Source organism: Cytobacillus sp. C11.1 (assembly GCF_058145115.1).
Genome location: NZ_CM176935.1, coordinates 870,399 through 885,508, shown reverse-complemented (window position 1 = coordinate 885,508; position 15,110 = coordinate 870,399). Strand labels below are relative to the sequence as shown.

The 15,110-nt window shown below is 43.5% G+C and carries 12 protein-coding genes, 3 tRNA genes, 1 rRNA gene, 1 other RNA gene, 2 pseudogenes and 1 other annotated feature; of the genes and pseudogenes, 15 read left to right on the top strand and 4 right to left on the bottom strand.

All coding sequences use genetic code 11. From position 1 onward, the window contains the following. Positions 1-3: 3 nt before the first annotated feature. The 5 genes from AC3ZVC_RS04575 (at position 4) to AC3ZVC_RS04555 (ending at position 4,766) form a co-directional block, all read left to right on the top strand. Complete coding sequence (locus AC3ZVC_RS04575) at positions 4-1,308, top strand: D-alanyl-D-alanine carboxypeptidase family protein (RefSeq protein WP_214729569.1); 1,305 nt, start codon at positions 4-6, stop codon at positions 1,306-1,308. Between the two features lie 160 nt (positions 1,309-1,468). Then, positions 1,469-2,350, top strand: a complete 882-nt coding sequence (pdxS, locus tag AC3ZVC_RS04570) for a pyridoxal 5'-phosphate synthase lyase subunit PdxS (RefSeq protein ID WP_110067933.1) — start codon at positions 1,469-1,471, stop codon at positions 2,348-2,350. A gap of 11 nt (positions 2,351-2,361) precedes the next feature. Further along, the gene (gene pdxT / locus AC3ZVC_RS04565; protein WP_490066505.1) at positions 2,362-2,943 is read left to right on the top strand and encodes a pyridoxal 5'-phosphate synthase glutaminase subunit PdxT; all 582 of its coding nucleotides are present in this window, start codon (positions 2,362-2,364) and stop codon (positions 2,941-2,943) included. Between the two features lie 66 nt (positions 2,944-3,009). Next, positions 3,010-3,241 (top strand) — a binding site (T-box leader). Between the two features lie 56 nt (positions 3,242-3,297). After that, positions 3,298-4,575: a serine--tRNA ligase gene (gene serS, locus AC3ZVC_RS04560; protein ID WP_490066501.1), complete on the top strand. Its 1,278-nt coding sequence runs from the start codon at positions 3,298-3,300 to the stop codon at positions 4,573-4,575. 98 nt (positions 4,576-4,673) lie between these two features. Continuing rightward, a tRNA-Ser gene (locus AC3ZVC_RS04555) sits at positions 4,674-4,766 on the top strand. Positions 4,767-5,140: 374 nt separating this feature from the next. Here the strand turns inward: AC3ZVC_RS04555 and AC3ZVC_RS04550 are convergent. The 4 genes and pseudogenes from AC3ZVC_RS04550 to AC3ZVC_RS04535 form a co-directional block, all read right to left on the bottom strand. Beyond that, positions 5,141-5,809 carry a deoxynucleoside kinase gene (locus AC3ZVC_RS04550; protein WP_490066497.1) on the bottom strand — a complete coding sequence of 223 codons (669 nt, stop codon included), beginning with the start codon at positions 5,807-5,809 and terminating at the stop codon, positions 5,141-5,143. Next, the gene (locus AC3ZVC_RS04545) at positions 5,806-6,447 is read right to left on the bottom strand and encodes a deoxynucleoside kinase (protein ID WP_490066495.1); all 642 of its coding nucleotides are present in this window, start codon (positions 6,445-6,447) and stop codon (positions 5,806-5,808) included. The genes AC3ZVC_RS04550 and AC3ZVC_RS04545 overlap by 4 nt, the downstream gene beginning before the upstream one ends. A gap of 193 nt (positions 6,448-6,640) precedes the next feature. Beyond that, positions 6,641-7,552, bottom strand: a pseudogene (locus AC3ZVC_RS04540) (glycosyl hydrolase family 18 protein); the annotation flags it as partial. 81 nt (positions 7,553-7,633) lie between these two features. Continuing rightward, positions 7,634-8,209 carry a cysteine hydrolase family protein gene (locus AC3ZVC_RS04535; RefSeq protein ID WP_490066494.1) on the bottom strand — a complete coding sequence of 192 codons (576 nt, stop codon included), beginning with the start codon at positions 8,207-8,209 and terminating at the stop codon, positions 7,634-7,636. 90 nt (positions 8,210-8,299) lie between these two features. On the opposite strand from AC3ZVC_RS04535, the gene tadA reads away from it, so the two are divergent. The 10 genes and pseudogenes from tadA to AC3ZVC_RS04485 all read left to right on the top strand — a co-directional run bounded on the left by tadA (position 8,300) and on the right by AC3ZVC_RS04485 (position 14,861). After that, positions 8,300-8,836 carry a tRNA adenosine(34) deaminase TadA gene (tadA, locus tag AC3ZVC_RS04530; protein ID WP_490066493.1) on the top strand — a complete coding sequence of 179 codons (537 nt, stop codon included), beginning with the start codon at positions 8,300-8,302 and terminating at the stop codon, positions 8,834-8,836. A gap of 78 nt (positions 8,837-8,914) precedes the next feature. Continuing rightward, positions 8,915-9,179: signal recognition particle sRNA large type (gene ffs, locus AC3ZVC_RS04525), an RNA gene on the top strand. A 162-nt stretch (positions 9,180-9,341) separates the two neighbouring features. Then, positions 9,342-11,044 (top strand): annotated as a pseudogene (dnaX, locus tag AC3ZVC_RS04520) (DNA polymerase III subunit gamma/tau). 22 nt (positions 11,045-11,066) lie between these two features. Beyond that, on the top strand, positions 11,067-11,390 hold the full coding sequence (locus AC3ZVC_RS04515) for a YbaB/EbfC family nucleoid-associated protein (protein WP_035333488.1): 324 nt from the start codon (positions 11,067-11,069) through the stop codon (positions 11,388-11,390). 158 nt (positions 11,391-11,548) lie between these two features. Next, positions 11,549-12,145 carry a recombination mediator RecR gene (recR, locus tag AC3ZVC_RS04510; RefSeq protein WP_214729549.1) on the top strand — a complete coding sequence of 199 codons (597 nt, stop codon included), beginning with the start codon at positions 11,549-11,551 and terminating at the stop codon, positions 12,143-12,145. 16 nt (positions 12,146-12,161) lie between these two features. Further along, entirely contained in the window at positions 12,162-12,380 is a 219-nt protein-coding gene (locus AC3ZVC_RS04505) for a YaaL family protein (protein ID WP_490066485.1), read from the top strand. Between the two features lie 135 nt (positions 12,381-12,515). Then, on the top strand, positions 12,516-12,779 hold the full coding sequence (locus AC3ZVC_RS04500) for a pro-sigmaK processing inhibitor BofA family protein (RefSeq protein WP_214729545.1): 264 nt from the start codon (positions 12,516-12,518) through the stop codon (positions 12,777-12,779). Positions 12,780-13,058: 279 nt separating this feature from the next. Beyond that, positions 13,059-14,608, top strand: a 16S ribosomal RNA gene (locus tag AC3ZVC_RS04495). A gap of 91 nt (positions 14,609-14,699) precedes the next feature. Next, a tRNA-Ile gene (locus AC3ZVC_RS04490) sits at positions 14,700-14,776 on the top strand. A 9-nt stretch (positions 14,777-14,785) separates the two neighbouring features. Then, positions 14,786-14,861: transfer RNA gene (locus AC3ZVC_RS04485), tRNA-Ala, on the top strand. Positions 14,862-15,110 lie beyond the last annotated feature (249 nt).

Sequence of the window (15,110 nt, the reverse complement as noted above, 5' to 3'; positions counted from 1 at the left end):
GTCATGTTATTAAGTCTTTTGCCTGGTATAAATAAAGCGAATGCAGAAGATATTTTAAATATTAATGCTGATGCTGCTATTTTAGTAGATGCAGAGACCGGAAAGATTTTATATCAAAAAAATGCAGATAAAGTACTGGGTATTGCCAGTATGACAAAGATCATGACAGAATACTTGCTCCTTGAGGCTGTTGAAGAAGGCCGCGTGAAATGGGAACAGGAATATTCCGTTAGTGAATATGTATGGAAGGTTTCTCAAGATCGAGCACTATCCAATGTGCCTTTACGCAGGGACGGGAAATACAATATCCGAGAGTTATATGAAGCAATGACAATCTACTCTGCTAATGGCGCTACGATAGCTATTGCAGAAACGATTGCAGGTTCAGAAACAAATTTCGTCAAAATGATGAATGAAAAAGCTGAAGAACTTGGGTTAAAAGATTATAAATTTGTAAACTCAACAGGTTTGAATAACCGTGATTTAAAAGGAACTCCTCCTGCAGGCGGACCTGAAGAAGAAAATGTGATGTCAGCAAGAGCTACAGCTATGCTGGCTAAAGAATTAATTAACAGATTCCCTGAAGTATTGGAAACAGCCAGTACGCCTACAAAGAAGTTCAGAGAGGGTACTGATGATGAAATTAAGATGGACAACTGGAATTGGATGCTACCAGAGCTTGTATTCGGCTATGAAGGCGTAGATGGCCTTAAAACGGGTACAACTGATTTTGCCGGATACTGCTTTACTGGTACTGCTTTAAGAGATGGCAGCCGTTTTATAAGTGTCGTTATGAATGCCAAAGGTGAGAATGGACAGGCAACATATAAATCAAGATTTGATGAAACAAAGAAAATGTTTGATTATGGATTCAGCAACTTTGCGAAGCAAGAAATTGTGCCTGAGAACTACCAGGTAAAAGGACAGAAAACTGTTCCTGTAGTAAAAGGAAAAGAAGATAAGGTAAAGATCGTATCCAAGGATCCGATTGAAATGGTTGTAAAAAATGGTGAAAAAGAAAATTATAAACCAGTCCTTGTCCTTGATAAAAAGAAATTGAACGAAGATGGAGAATTAACGGCTCCTATTAAAAAAGGAGAAAAAATTGGCTATTTAACTCTTGAGTCTGCCAAGGATGGAAAACTGGAATTCTTGTCTGATAAAGGAAAAGGCAATATTCAAGTAGATGTGGTAGCTGCTGAAAATGTTGAAAAAGCAAACTGGTTTGTCCTTACGATGCGGAGCATCGGCGGTTTCTTTGGAGATGTTTGGGGCAGTGTTTCCTCAACTGTAAAAGGTTGGTTTTAAGAAAAGGGCTTTCCTGTCTTGACAGGAGCCCTTTTTCATTGCATATTTTCAATAGGGAAAATTCCGAGTAAAAGAATGTATTTTCCTTTTTTTGAAAAATTACTTTTATCTTAATATTTAACCCATCAATAGCAGATGGTATTTATGAAGGGGGATAAACATGAAGACAGGTACAGATCGAGTTAAACGTGGAATGGCAGAAATGCAAAAGGGCGGCGTCATTATGGACGTTGTTAACGCGGAGCAGGCAAAAATTGCAGAAGAAGCTGGTGCAGTAGCGGTAATGGCACTAGAACGTGTTCCTTCTGATATCCGTGCGGCAGGCGGCGTGGCGCGCATGGCAGACCCGCGTATTGTTGAAGAAGTAATGGGCGCAGTTTCAATCCCGGTAATGGCTAAAGCACGTATCGGACATATTGTTGAAGCTCGTTTGCTCGAAGCGATGGGTGTAGATTACATAGATGAGAGTGAAGTTTTAACTCCTGCTGATGAAGAATACCATCTTAACAAAAGAGATTATACAGTTCCTTTCGTTTGCGGCTGCCGTGATTTAGGCGAAGCTGCCCGCCGTATTGGCGAAGGTGCATCCATGCTTCGCACAAAGGGTGAACCTGGAACTGGAAATATTGTCGAAGCTGTTCGCCATATCCGCAAGGTGAATGCACAGGTGCGCAAGGTTGTTGGCATGAATGAAGATGAACTTATGACTGAAGCTAAGCTTCTAGGAGCGCCATATGAGCTTCTTTTGGAAATCAGAAGCCTTGGACGCCTTCCAGTGGTAAACTTTGCAGCAGGCGGTGTGGCAACACCTGCAGATGCGGCTTTGATGATGGAACTTGGAGCTGACGGTGTATTTGTCGGATCTGGTATCTTCAAGTCAGAGAACCCGGCTAAGTTTGCACGTGCTATTGTGGAAGCAACAACACATTATCAAGACTATAAATTAATTGCTGAACTTTCAAAAGAGCTTGGCACACCAATGAAGGGAATCGAAATTGCTTCATTGGCTCCTGAGGCTCGTATGCAGGAGCGCGGCTGGTAAGGAGAATAGGTATGATAAAGGTTGGAGTTTTAGGGCTGCAGGGTGCTGTAAGAGAGCATGTGCGCTCTATCGAGGAATGCGGTGCAGAAGCCGTAGTCATTAAGCGCAAAGAGCAGCTTGAAGAGGTGGACGGGCTTATATTGCCTGGCGGTGAAAGTACAACAATGCGCCGCCTGATTGATAAATATGATTTTATGGATAGTCTTAAGGAATTTGCACGTTCAGGCAAGCCGATGTTCGGAACCTGTGCAGGCTTGATCCTTCTATCAAGTAACGTAATTGGTTATGAAGAACCGCATATTGGTGTAATGGATGTTCAGGTTGAGAGAAATTCTTTTGGGCGCCAAAGAGAAAGCTTTGAAGCGGATCTTGATATCGCTGGAGTAGCCGAGGATTTTGCAGCAGTCTTTATTCGTGCTCCGCATATTGTTGAAGCAGGGGGAAATGTAGAAATCCTCGCTAAACATAATGACCGCATTGTGGCTGCCCGTGAAGGCCGATTCCTTGGATGCTCATTCCATCCAGAGCTTACAGACGATCACCGCCTTACAGCATATTTCATTGAGATGATCAAAGAATATAAGCAATCTTAATTTTGAATATTTTGGTTGCAAAAGGAACATAATTGTAGTACATTATGAATTACAAAAATTCTTATAGCTAAAGCAATGAGAGGAACTAGTAACAGGAATTTGTTCTGAAGAGAGCCGGTGGCTGGTGAGAACTGGTGAATAAACCCTGCGAATCCATCCTCGAGCAAGGCATGGAACACTTGGCAGTAGTTTTACCGCTAAGATTAGTAAATGCTTTCGGTTAAAACCGTTATGAATTTAAGGTGGAAAGCTTATGCTTTCAACTAGGGTGGCAACGCGGGTAACTCTCGTCCCTTTTTGGGGACGGGAGTTTTTTGTGTTTTAATCATTTTTTATACTAGGAGGTTTTAAAGAATGCTGGACATTAAGTATTTAAGAGCCAATTTCGAAGAAGTGAAAAACAAGCTTCAGCACCGGGGAGAAGATTTAACAGACCTCGGAAAGTTTGAAGATTCCGATGTAAAAAGACGTGAGTTAATCGTTGAGGCTGAACAGCTGAAGAGCAAAAGAAATGAAGTATCCCAGCAGGTAGCTGCATTAAAGCGCGAAAAGCAGGATGCAGACCACTTAATCGCTGAAATGAGGGAAGTTGGCGATAAAATCAAAGCACTGGATGAGGAGCTCCGAACGGTTGAGGAAGAATTGGACCAATTGCTGCTAAGCATCCCGAACATTCCACATGAGAGCGTGCCTGTTGGCGAAACAGAGGATGACAATGTGGAAATCCGCAAGTGGGGAAAAGTCCGTGAATTTGATTTTGAACCTAAAGCGCATTGGGATGTTGCAACAGATTTGGATCTGCTTGATTTTGAACGTGCAAGCAAAGTAACAGGCAGCCGCTTTGTATTTTATAAAGGTCTGGGCGCTCGCCTGGAACGTGCCTTATTCAATTTCATGCTTGATTTGCATACGGAAGAGCACGGCTATAAAGAGGTGCTTCCTCCATACATGGTTAACCGCGCAAGCATGACAGGAACGGGACAGCTTCCGAAGTTCGAAGAAGATGCATTCTTGATTGAAAGCGAAGATTATTTCTTAATTCCTACGGCGGAAGTACCTGTCACAAATATGCATAGGGAAGAGATTCTGACTGGCGAGGAGCTTCCGGTTAATTATGCGGCATTCAGTGCATGCTTCCGTTCTGAGGCTGGATCTGCAGGACGCGATACACGCGGATTAATCAGGCAGCATCAATTTAACAAGGTGGAACTTGTAAAGTTTGTGAAGCCGGAAGAGTCTTATGATGAACTGGAGAAGCTGACAGGCCATGCAGAAAAGGTACTTCAGATGCTGGGGCTTCCATACAGAGTCATGAGCATGTGTACTGGCGACCTCGGATTCACGGCTGCGAAAAAGTATGATTTAGAAGTTTGGATTCCAAGCTATAACACATACAGGGAGATCTCTTCTTGCAGTAATTTTGAAGGATTCCAGGCAAGACGTGCAAATATCCGTTTCCGCCGCGAGGCTAAAGGCAAACCGGAACATGTTCATACCTTAAATGGTTCTGGCCTTGCGATCGGCCGCACGGTGGCAGCCATTTTGGAAAACTACCAGCAGGCAGACGGAAGTGTCATTATTCCGGAAGTATTGCGTCCTTACATGGGCAACCGTGAAGTCATTAAGCCATAATCTCTTCATTTTTGGGCGGGCCTGAAAACCCGCTCGGTTTTTTTATAAAATATGTTGACATCTTTTTTTAGAGGTGGTATATTATTTCTTGTCGATGCGGAGGAATACCCAAGTCTGGCTGAAGGGATCGGTCTTGAAAACCGACAGGCGGGTCAAACCGCGCAGGGGTTCGAATCCCCTTTCCTCCTCCATTTTAATTGACATCTAACACGCGCATAAATATTGGAGATACATAAAACCGCTGATAAACACAGCGGTTTTTTTGTTATATTTTTTAAAGGCTCCCAGATCGATGTTATTTTACTTTTCAGTATGTGGGTAGTGTCAAGTTAATCCCCCGAGGAGTGACCTATAGTTTGAAAAAGTAACCGATAAAATGATGTTTCGGCCGATATCATACTGCAAGCAACCGATAAATATGCTATGCGTGTGAAAGTGACCGTTAAAATATTTTGGAGGCACTTCGGTAGAAACGTGTCCGTCGGATATCCTGCGATCAACCACTTTCAGCTGAGTTTCTTGAGCCATTAATCAAAAGCGTAACAAAAAACCGCCGAAATGGCGGTTATTTTTTCAATAATTGAGTTTGTCTTAAAAAGTAGGAAATGCGTTCAACAATTGGCTCAATGGATTGCTCGTTTTGAATAATATCATAATCATTGATATTCAGACGAAGGACAGGGCATGCATTAAAGTTGTTGATCCAATCTTCATAACGCTGGTGCATTTCTTCCCAGTAAGAAATCGGAGTCTGCTGTTCCATCGGACGGCCGCGCTCCTGAATGCGGGAAAGAATGTCGTCAATTGATCCTTCCAGGTAAATAAGCAAATCAGGATGCGGGAAGTAAGGTGTCATCACCATTGCATCAAATAAGCTGGTGTAGGTTTCGTAATCTACCTTGGACATAGTGCCTTTTTCGAAATGCATTTTCGCAAAAATCCCTGTGTCTTCATAAATGGAGCGATCTTGAACGAAGCCGCCACCATATTCGAAGATGCGCTTCTGGTCCTTGAACCGTTCAGCCAGGAAGTAAACCTGCAAGTGAAAGCTCCAGCGGTTGAAATCTGCATAGAATTTATCCAGGTAAGGGTTCGTATCTACTTTTTCGAAAGAGGTTCGGAACCCTAGTGCGTTCGCAAGTGCATTGGTCATCGTTGATTTTCCGACTCCGACTGTTCCGGCAATCGTGATCACGGAGTTCGAAGGAATCTCGTATTTTTGCCTTAGATTCATAATTGTATGCTCCTCTTTTTTAATGATGTGGACAATGTATCGAATATATGCATTAAGTCTTCTTCGTTTTTAACAAAATCCAGTTGATCTCCATTAAAACGGATAACCGGAATATCAGGGTGCTGCCTTTCGAACTCATTCATAGCCGTTTCATAATCAAGGGATAATTGCTCCAGATATAAAGGGCTGATATTTTTTTCAATTTCACGGCCTCTCAGCTCAATTCGGTCGAGCAGTGTTTCAAGGCTGGCATTGAGATAGATAATGACATTTGGCTTTGGCATATCACCCGTCAGAATGTCATAAATCTTCAAATACTTCTGATATTCATTCTGATTCAATGTACGCTGGGCAAAGATCAGATTCTTAAAAATATGATAATCAGCCACAACAGGCTTATTTTGAGTTAAGTAGTGATTATTGATATCAACCAGCTGTTTGTAGCGGTTGCAGAGGAAAAACATTTCAGTCTGGAAGCTCCATTCTTCAATGTTTTCATAAAATTTACCCAAAAAAGGATTTTCATCAACAATTTCTTTTAAAAGTGCATACTGAAATTTTTCAGAAATCGCTTTAGCGAGAGATGTTTTCCCAACGCCAATCGGCCCCTCTACAGTAATAAAAGGTATTCCCCCCATATGGATCGTCCTCCTGCTTTGCTTTTTTCTCTATGGAAACCATTCTGTAATAATTACGTTCAAAAATGACACAAAGCTTATTTTAACACACTATGGAGTGGAAGGGATATGGAATTTAAGCTGGAAAAAAGAAAATAAGTTATAAAATCTGAATAATAAAAAAACAGCTGCCGGACGCGGCAGCTGTTGTCAATCATGCCCTTTTTGTAACATCGAAGTTTTCCGTAATTAGAAGCCAATTTTGCGGGAAAGACAGGCCAAGTTTCCAGTAGCTCATTCCCCGAAGCTTTAGTTCTTTGATTAAATCGAATTTTGCCTGGATGGAGCGGGCGTCCTCAAACCAGACCTCGTGTCTTTTGCCATCAGGTGCTGTGTAGTTGAAAAAAGGCGCCTGTGCTTTGTAATCATATTGAATGGCCACATTGTTTTCCGCTGCTATTTGTATGGCCTGCTGCGGACTGACGGCTTTTGCAGTTGTACCCTGTACAAAAGGAAGTGTCCAATCATAGCCATATAGGTTCTGGCCCATCATAATTTTAGACGAAGGCATCTCGCTTATCGCGTATTCCAAAACCTGTCGCACTGGACCGATAGGGGAAACAGCCATTGCCGGGCCTCCACTGTAGCCCCATTCATAGGTCATGATGACTACAAAATCAACAATTTCTCCATGGGCCTTATAGTCATGAGCTTCATACCAGAGTCCTTCTTGCCCGGCACTGGTTTTCGGAGCCAATGCAGTAGAAATCAGCCAGCCTTCCTGCCTGAATCTAGCCTTCGCTTTACGGAGGAAGTTGTTATAGGCTTCCCGGTCCGCTGGGCGCAGAAACTCAAAATCAAAATGAATATCCCTAAAACCATATTTTTTTGCCGTAGCTGTAATGTTATCAAGGAATCTATTCTGAATAGCCATTTCATTTAACAGTATTCTGCCGAGTTCATCACTGAACTGATCGTTTTCCTGATTGGTGATGACCATCATGAGGACATTATTATTGGCTCTGGCAATGGCAGGGAAATTATTCAGAAGCGGCTCCTTCAGAGAACCATCGCGAAGGGCCTGGAAACTGAATGGTGTCAGATACGTCAAATAAGGAGCGGCCTCCTATATCCCTCCCTGAAAAAACACCCTTAAAAGCGATTTTGGCAGATATCATTTATTATAGATGAGAACACTGCTACCATTTTATGAAGGAAACATAGAAGAAATGTTATAATTATTCTCAGTGAAGGAAGATATATTGGCTTTTAATACCTTTTCCATCATCTTTAAGGCATTCTCATTATCATGGTCATCATTAGAAGCGGTGCAATCATGTGGAATATGTAAATGATATTCTCTCATATAGGCATCATTTGCCGAGAAGAGGACACAAATATTGCCGGCAATTCCGGTCATGACAAGTGTGTTAACTCCCAGCTGATGGAGCAGCGTATTTAACGCAGTTCCATAGAAAGCAGAATGCTTTGGCTTTATTAAAAAATAATCATGCTGCGCTGGATGAACCTGGCGAAGGACAGCTTCGCTTAGCGGATTTTTACAATAGTTTATAATCGTGTGCAGATCAGCCTGCCACAGGTTATAATGATCATTTACATAAATGACCGGCAGATTTTGTTCATGGAATGCCGATCTTAATTTTATAATTGGCCCTGATATCTCCAATGCTTTTTTAGCAAGTATCCTTCCATGGTTAAAATTAAAGTCATTAATCATGTCTATAATAATTAATGCAGGCGAGATCTGCTGTGATTTTCTCATATAATCGCTCCTTCCCTGTTATTTTTGGTTAAATTTCAGCTTTTACACAGGGATTTAGATACATATAAAAGAAAGAAGGAATGAAGTCATTTGAAGCAAGCAGCTAGCACTGCAGAAGAATTGTATATGCGTGAAGCAATTATGGAAGCAAAAATTGCTGAAGGGCTGGAAGAAGTTCCAATCGGTGCTGTAATTGTTTTGGATGGTGAAATTATTGCACGTGCCCATAATTTAAGGGAGTCCAACCAAAACGCCATTGCCCATGCTGAATTGCTCGCTATTGATCAAGCTTGCAAAAAGCTGGGGACTTGGAGACTTGAGGATGCAGTCCTTTATGTGACACTGGAGCCATGCCCCATGTGTTCAGGGTCTATCATTTTATCACGCATTAAAAGGGTTGTTTATGGTGCGAAGGATCCTAAGGGCGGATGTGCCGGCACTCTTATGAATCTGTTGCAGGACGAACGTTTCAATCACCAGAGCGAGGTAGTGGCCGGTGTGCTTGAGGAAGAATGTGGTGAACTGCTCTCAAACTTTTTCAGGGAACTGAGAAAGCGGAAAAAGGAAGAGAAAAAGAAAAGGCAATTGCGGGAGCTGGAACTTGATACAGGAATTGACAATGGATAAGCATTGCTTTTTCAGCTGAATCTTAGTATACTTATAAATGCGTCGGATAAGACGCAACTAAATATGGTATCAACTTTGCCGTGCTAGGCGGGGAGGTAGCGGTGCCCTGTACTCGCAATCCGCTCTAGCGAGGCTGAATCCCTTCCCGAGGCTGATGTCCTGTAGGGCCTGCCTTAAGTAAGTGGTGTTGACGCCTGGGTCCTGCGCAATGGGAATCCATGAACCATGTCAGGTCCGGAAGGAAGCAGCATTAAGTGGACGCTCCCATGTGCCGCAGGGTTGCCTGGGCCGAGCTAACTGCTTAAGTAACGCCTATGGGCGTCAGTCGACGGAAGGTGCACGGCAGTTTATATTGTATATTAAACTCATCCTGCAAAGGGTGAGTTTTTTGTGTGTGCAAAAGTGCTTTAAAGATTAGTAAATTTTATTTGCTCTACCTTTTGTAAAAAGGAATTTAGATACGTTATAATAGATGAAGGACTATACATAGGAAGGGGGCGTATCAATGAGTTATCAAGCTTTATATCGTGTTTGGCGTCCACAGCAGTTTATAGATGTTGTTGGGCAGGAACATGTGACAAAGACTTTGCAAAACGCCCTGCTTCAGCAGAAGATATCACATGCCTATTTGTTTTCAGGTCCTCGAGGAACCGGTAAAACGAGTGCAGCTAAAATTCTGGCTAAAGCCGTTAACTGTGAGAAGGCACCGGTAACCGAACCATGTAATGAATGTGCAGCCTGCAGAGGAATTACTGATGGTTCCATACCTGATGTCATTGAAATTGATGCTGCGTCCAATAATGGTGTAGAAGAAATCAGGGACATAAGGGATAAAGTTAAATATGCACCCAATGCTGTAAAGTTTAAGGTTTACATTGTGGATGAAGTGCATATGCTTTCCATTGGAGCTTTTAATGCCCTTCTAAAAACTCTTGAAGAGCCGCCTAAGCATGTTATTTTTATACTGGCGACTACTGAGCCTCACAAGATTCCCCTTACCATCATTTCCCGGTGCCAGCGTTTTGATTTTAAAAGAATCACTGCACAGGCAATCGTAGGGAGAATGAAGCTGATTGTGGATGAAACAGGTGCAGCCTGTGAGGAACAGGCTTTGCAGATCATTGCCAGAGCGGCAGAAGGCGGAATGCGTGATGCCTTGAGCTTGCTTGACCAGGCGATTTCCTTCAGCCAGGAAAAAGTGACTGTAGATGATGCTTTATCTGTAACAGGTGCTGTATCACAGGGGTTTTTAAATAAACTTGCAAGAGCTGTAAGGGAAAGGGATGCGGCGTCAGGTCTTGAGTTTCTTGAAGAACTTCTTTTCCAGGGGAAAATTCGTCCCGTTTTATTGAAGACTTTATCCTCTATTACCGGGATATGCTCTTATACAAAGCCGCTCCAAGGCTCGAAGAATCTTTAGAGAGAGTCATGCTTGATGATGATTTCCAGCAGCTTTCACAAGAAATGGAACCAGAAGAACTCTACGAGCTGATTGGGGTTTTAAATAAAGCACAGCAGGAAATGCGGTGGACAAATCACCCAAGAATTTTTCTTGAGGTAGCTATTGTGAAGCTCTGCCAGCTTGAAAAAACAGAGAAGTCTGGGGAATCTGCAGACATCAAGCCACTAATGCAAAAAATAGAACGGCTGGAACATGAACTGACAGAATTAAAGAAAAACGGCATTATGGCAAAAGAAGATGGTGCTGCATCGGCGGCTGTGCAGAAAAAGCCCCAAAGGAGCTCCCGCAAAGGATTTCAGGCACCTGTTGGCAAAGTAAATGAGGTTCTTAAACAAGCCACAAAAAATGATTTGATTGCTATAAAAAGCCGCTGGGGAGAAATGCTGGATAGACTTGTCCATAATCAGATGCGTTCTCAGGCTGCCCTTTTAAATGAGGCTGAGCCGGTTGCAGCATCGGAAACAGCCCTTATTGTCAAATTTAAGTATGAAATTCACTGCCAAATGGCAATGGATAATAGCAGATTTTTAGAAACATTGGCTAACGTGTTATTTGAACTTTTAGGAAAAAGAGTTCAGCTGGTAGGCATACCTGATGACCAATGGCAGCAGGTCAGGGAGGAATTCGTGCGCAACCAGCGTGACGGTGACAATGCAGATGAAGGTTTCAGCAAAAGTGAGGAAGAGCCTCATGTATCTGAAGCAGTAAAGCTTTTCGGTCCTGAGTTGATTGAGATTAAAGAATAAAAATATTTGGAGGTATGTACAAATGCGCGGTGGAATGGGAAATATGCAAAATATGATGAAACAAATGCAAAAAATGCAAAAAAAGATGGCTCAAGCACAGGAAGAGCTAGGCGAAAAGAGAATTGAAGGAACAGCTGGCGGCGGAATGGTTACAGTAATTGTGTCGGGCCACAAACAAGTTTTAGAAGTGAATATTAAAGAAGAGGTAGTAGATCCAGAAGATATTGAAATGCTTCAGGACTTAGTGCTTGCTGCTACTAACGATGCATTGAAAAAAGCAGAAGACTTAACAAACGATACAATGGGCCAATTTACAAAAGGAATGAACCTGCCAGGAATGTTTTAAGAAAAGTTCCTGAAAAATCTTTCTTGCGTGCTGCACTGGCAAAAAGCAGAACTCAGGGAAGAGACAGGCCAGGCGCCAGCGAACAGAGTCTGATGAATTTTAATCAGCAGACTGTCATGCTCGCGGCGCTTTTCCTTTTCTTATAGGAGGAAAAAGACATGCATTATCCTGAACCAATATCAAAGCTGATAGACAGCTTCATGAAATTGCCCGGAATCGGCCCGAAAACGGCTGCACGTCTGGCGTTTTTTGTTTTGAGTATGAAAGAAGATACCGTACTCGATTTTGCAAAGGCACTTGTAAATGCTAAAAGAAACTTAACTTACTGCTCTGTCTGCGGCCATATTACTGATCAGGATCCATGTTATATATGCGAGGACCAAAGGCGAGACAGAACGGTAATCTGTGTTGTGCAGGATCCTAAAGATGTTATTGCAATGGAAAAGATGAAAGAATATAACGGCTTGTATCATGTCCTCCATGGTGCGATTTCTCCAATGGATGGGATTGGGCCTGAGGATATCAATATCCCTGACTTATTAAAGCGGCTCCAGGATGAAACGGTACAAGAAATTATTCTCGCCACCAATCCGAATATTGAAGGGGAAGCTACCGCCATGTATATTTCCCGTTTGATTAAGCCGTCTGGCATAAAGGCTACACGCATCGCCCATGGCCTTCCGGTAGGGGGAGATCTGGAGTATGCTGACGAAGTAACATTATCGAAAGCGTTAGAAGGACGACGAGAAGTTTAACACGGAGGCGGGATCCATGTTTTTTCGAAAAAAAGGATGGCTTCGCAAAGAATTCGACGAGAAGCTATTACATCAGCTGAACGGGTTAAAAACAGAATGGAACAATCAGAAGTCATTGGTAGAAAAAAGCTTTGATCCATCCCCTGAAGCAATCACCCAGGCAAAATTGGCTGAAGCGAAATATTTCTTTCTATTTAAAGAAGCAAAAAAGAGGAATGTAAAGGTCCGTATTTAAGTTTTTAGAGCTTCAAATACCAAAGGATTTAAAAATATAAATAAAATCAATACACTTGTCCTTCTCTCAAGGTCTTTTTTGTACATGTTATTCATAAATTAATAGTACAAGTTTTCTGAGAGGAGGATTTTTCTTTTGGATCCTATTGTTGTGATCTCCATATTGGGAGGATTAATATTATTGCTTCTATTTATTGGAGCGCCTGTAAAACCGGTAAGATTAATCGGGCAGGGAGCCATTAAGCTGATAATAGGAGCACTCTTTCTATTTTTCTTAAATGCGTTTGGCAACCAGTTCGGCATACATGTACCCATAAACCTTGCCACCTCAGCCATATCCGGTTTCTTAGGAATACCGGGATTGTTTGCTCTTGTAGCCATTCAAACGTGGGTAATTTAAGGATGACAGCCGTAATAAAAGCGGCTGTTTTTATTTTTGATATTTTTTTGGTGGAGTCGTTGACAGCTGTTTAATGTGGTGATATTATATTAAAGGTCGTCACAATGAAGTGATGAAAAACATCTTTTAAAAAGTTGTTGACATCTGGTTGTGAGAATGATATATTAATAAAGTCGCTTCTGAGCGGTGGATTGATCTTTGAAAACTGAACGAACAAAAACGTCAACGTTAATTCTTTAGTCTTTTTTAAAAAGACAACTTATGAGCTTAATCAACTCTTATATGGAGAGTTTGATCCTGGCTCAGGACGAACGCTGGCGGCGTGCCTAATACATGCAAGTCGAGCGGACGGATGGGAGCTTGCTCCCTGAAGTCAGCGGCGGACGGGTGAGTAACACGTGGGCAACCTGCCTGTAAGACTGGGATAACTTCGGGAAACCGGAGCTAATACCGGATAACTCTTTCCCTCACATGAGGGAAAGCTGAAAGATGGTTTCGGCTATCACTTACAGATGGGCCCGCGACGCATTAGCTAGTTGGTGAGGTAACGGCTCACCAAGGCAACGATGCGTAGCCGACCTGAGAGGGTGATCGGCCACACTGGGACTGAGACACGGCCCAGACTCCTACGGGAGGCAGCAGTAGGGAATCTTCCGCAATGGACGAAAGTCTGACGGAGCAACGCCGCGTGAGTGATGAAGGTTTTCGGATCGTAAAACTCTGTTGTTAGGGAAGAACAAGTACCGGAGTAACTGCCGGTACCTTGACGGTACCTAACCAGAAAGCCACGGCTAACTACGTGCCAGCAGCCGCGGTAATACGTAGGTGGCAAGCGTTGTCCGGAATTATTGGGCGTAAAGCGCGCGCAGGCGGTTCCTTAAGTCTGATGTGAAAGCCCCCGGCTCAACCGGGGAGGGTCATTGGAAACTGGGGAACTTGAGTGCAGAAGAGAAGAGTGGAATTCCACGTGTAGCGGTGAAATGCGTAGAGATGTGGAGGAACACCAGTGGCGAAGGCGACTCTTTGGTCTGTAACTGACGCTGAGGCGCGAAAGCGTGGGGAGCAAACAGGATTAGATACCCTGGTAGTCCACGCCGTAAACGATGAGTGCTAAGTGTTAGAGGGTTTCCGCCCTTTAGTGCTGCAGCAAACGCATTAAGCACTCCGCCTGGGGAGTACGGCCGCAAGGCTGAAACTCAAAGGAATTGACGGGGGCCCGCACAAGCGGTGGAGCATGTGGTTTAATTCGAAGCAACGCGAAGAACCTTACCAGGTCTTGACATCTCCTGACAACCCTAGAGATAGGGCGTTCCCCTTCGGGGGACAGGATGACAGGTGGTGCATGGTTGTCGTCAGCTCGTGTCGTGAGATGTTGGGTTAAGTCCCGCAACGAGCGCAACCCTTGATCTTAGTTGCCAGCATTCAGTTGGGCACTCTAAGGTGACTGCCGGTGACAAACCGGAGGAAGGTGGGGATGACGTCAAATCATCATGCCCCTTATGACCTGGGCTACACACGTGCTACAATGGATGGTACAAAGGGCTGCGAGACCGCGAGGTTAAGCGAATCCCATAAAACCATTCTCAGTTCGGATTGCAGGCTGCAACTCGCCTGCATGAAGCCGGAATCGCTAGTAATCGCGGATCAGCATGCCGCGGTGAATACGTTCCCGGGCCTTGTACACACCGCCCGTCACACCACGAGAGTTTGTAACACCCGAAGTCGGTGGGGTAACCTTTTGGAGCCAGCCGCCTAAGGTGGGACAGATGATTGGGGTGAAGTCGTAACAAGGTAGCCGTATCGGAAGGTGCGGCTGGATCACCTCCTTTCTAAGGATATTTACTTGAGACGTGACGTGTTTTGTTCGTTTAGTTTTGAGAGACCAATCTCTCAACAGTTAAATACTTTTACCTATTATGTGGGCCTATAGCTCAGCTGGTTAGAGCGCACGCCTGATAAGCGTGAGGTCGATGGTTCGAGTCCATTTAGGCCCACCATCTCATAATGGGGCCTTAGCTCAGCTGGGAGAGCGCCTGCTTTGCACGCAGGAGGTCAGCGGTTCGATCCCGCTAGGCTCCACCAACTATAACGAATCCGTTCGTTATTATTTTTTTTGCTCCTGCGCCGCAGTAGCTCGAGGAAGTAATCCCTCAGCTTGTCGCAAGGCAGCAATGAAGCTGTTCAAGTAGCAGCCTTGTTCCTTGAAAACTAGATAATGTTAATGAAGAAGCAATAACCGAGTAATCGCCATCTTAGTTTTTTTCTCTTATGTAAGTTTTTTAAAACCAAGTAAGAGCACAAACCATGAAGACGATGAGCGGCAAGAAGATC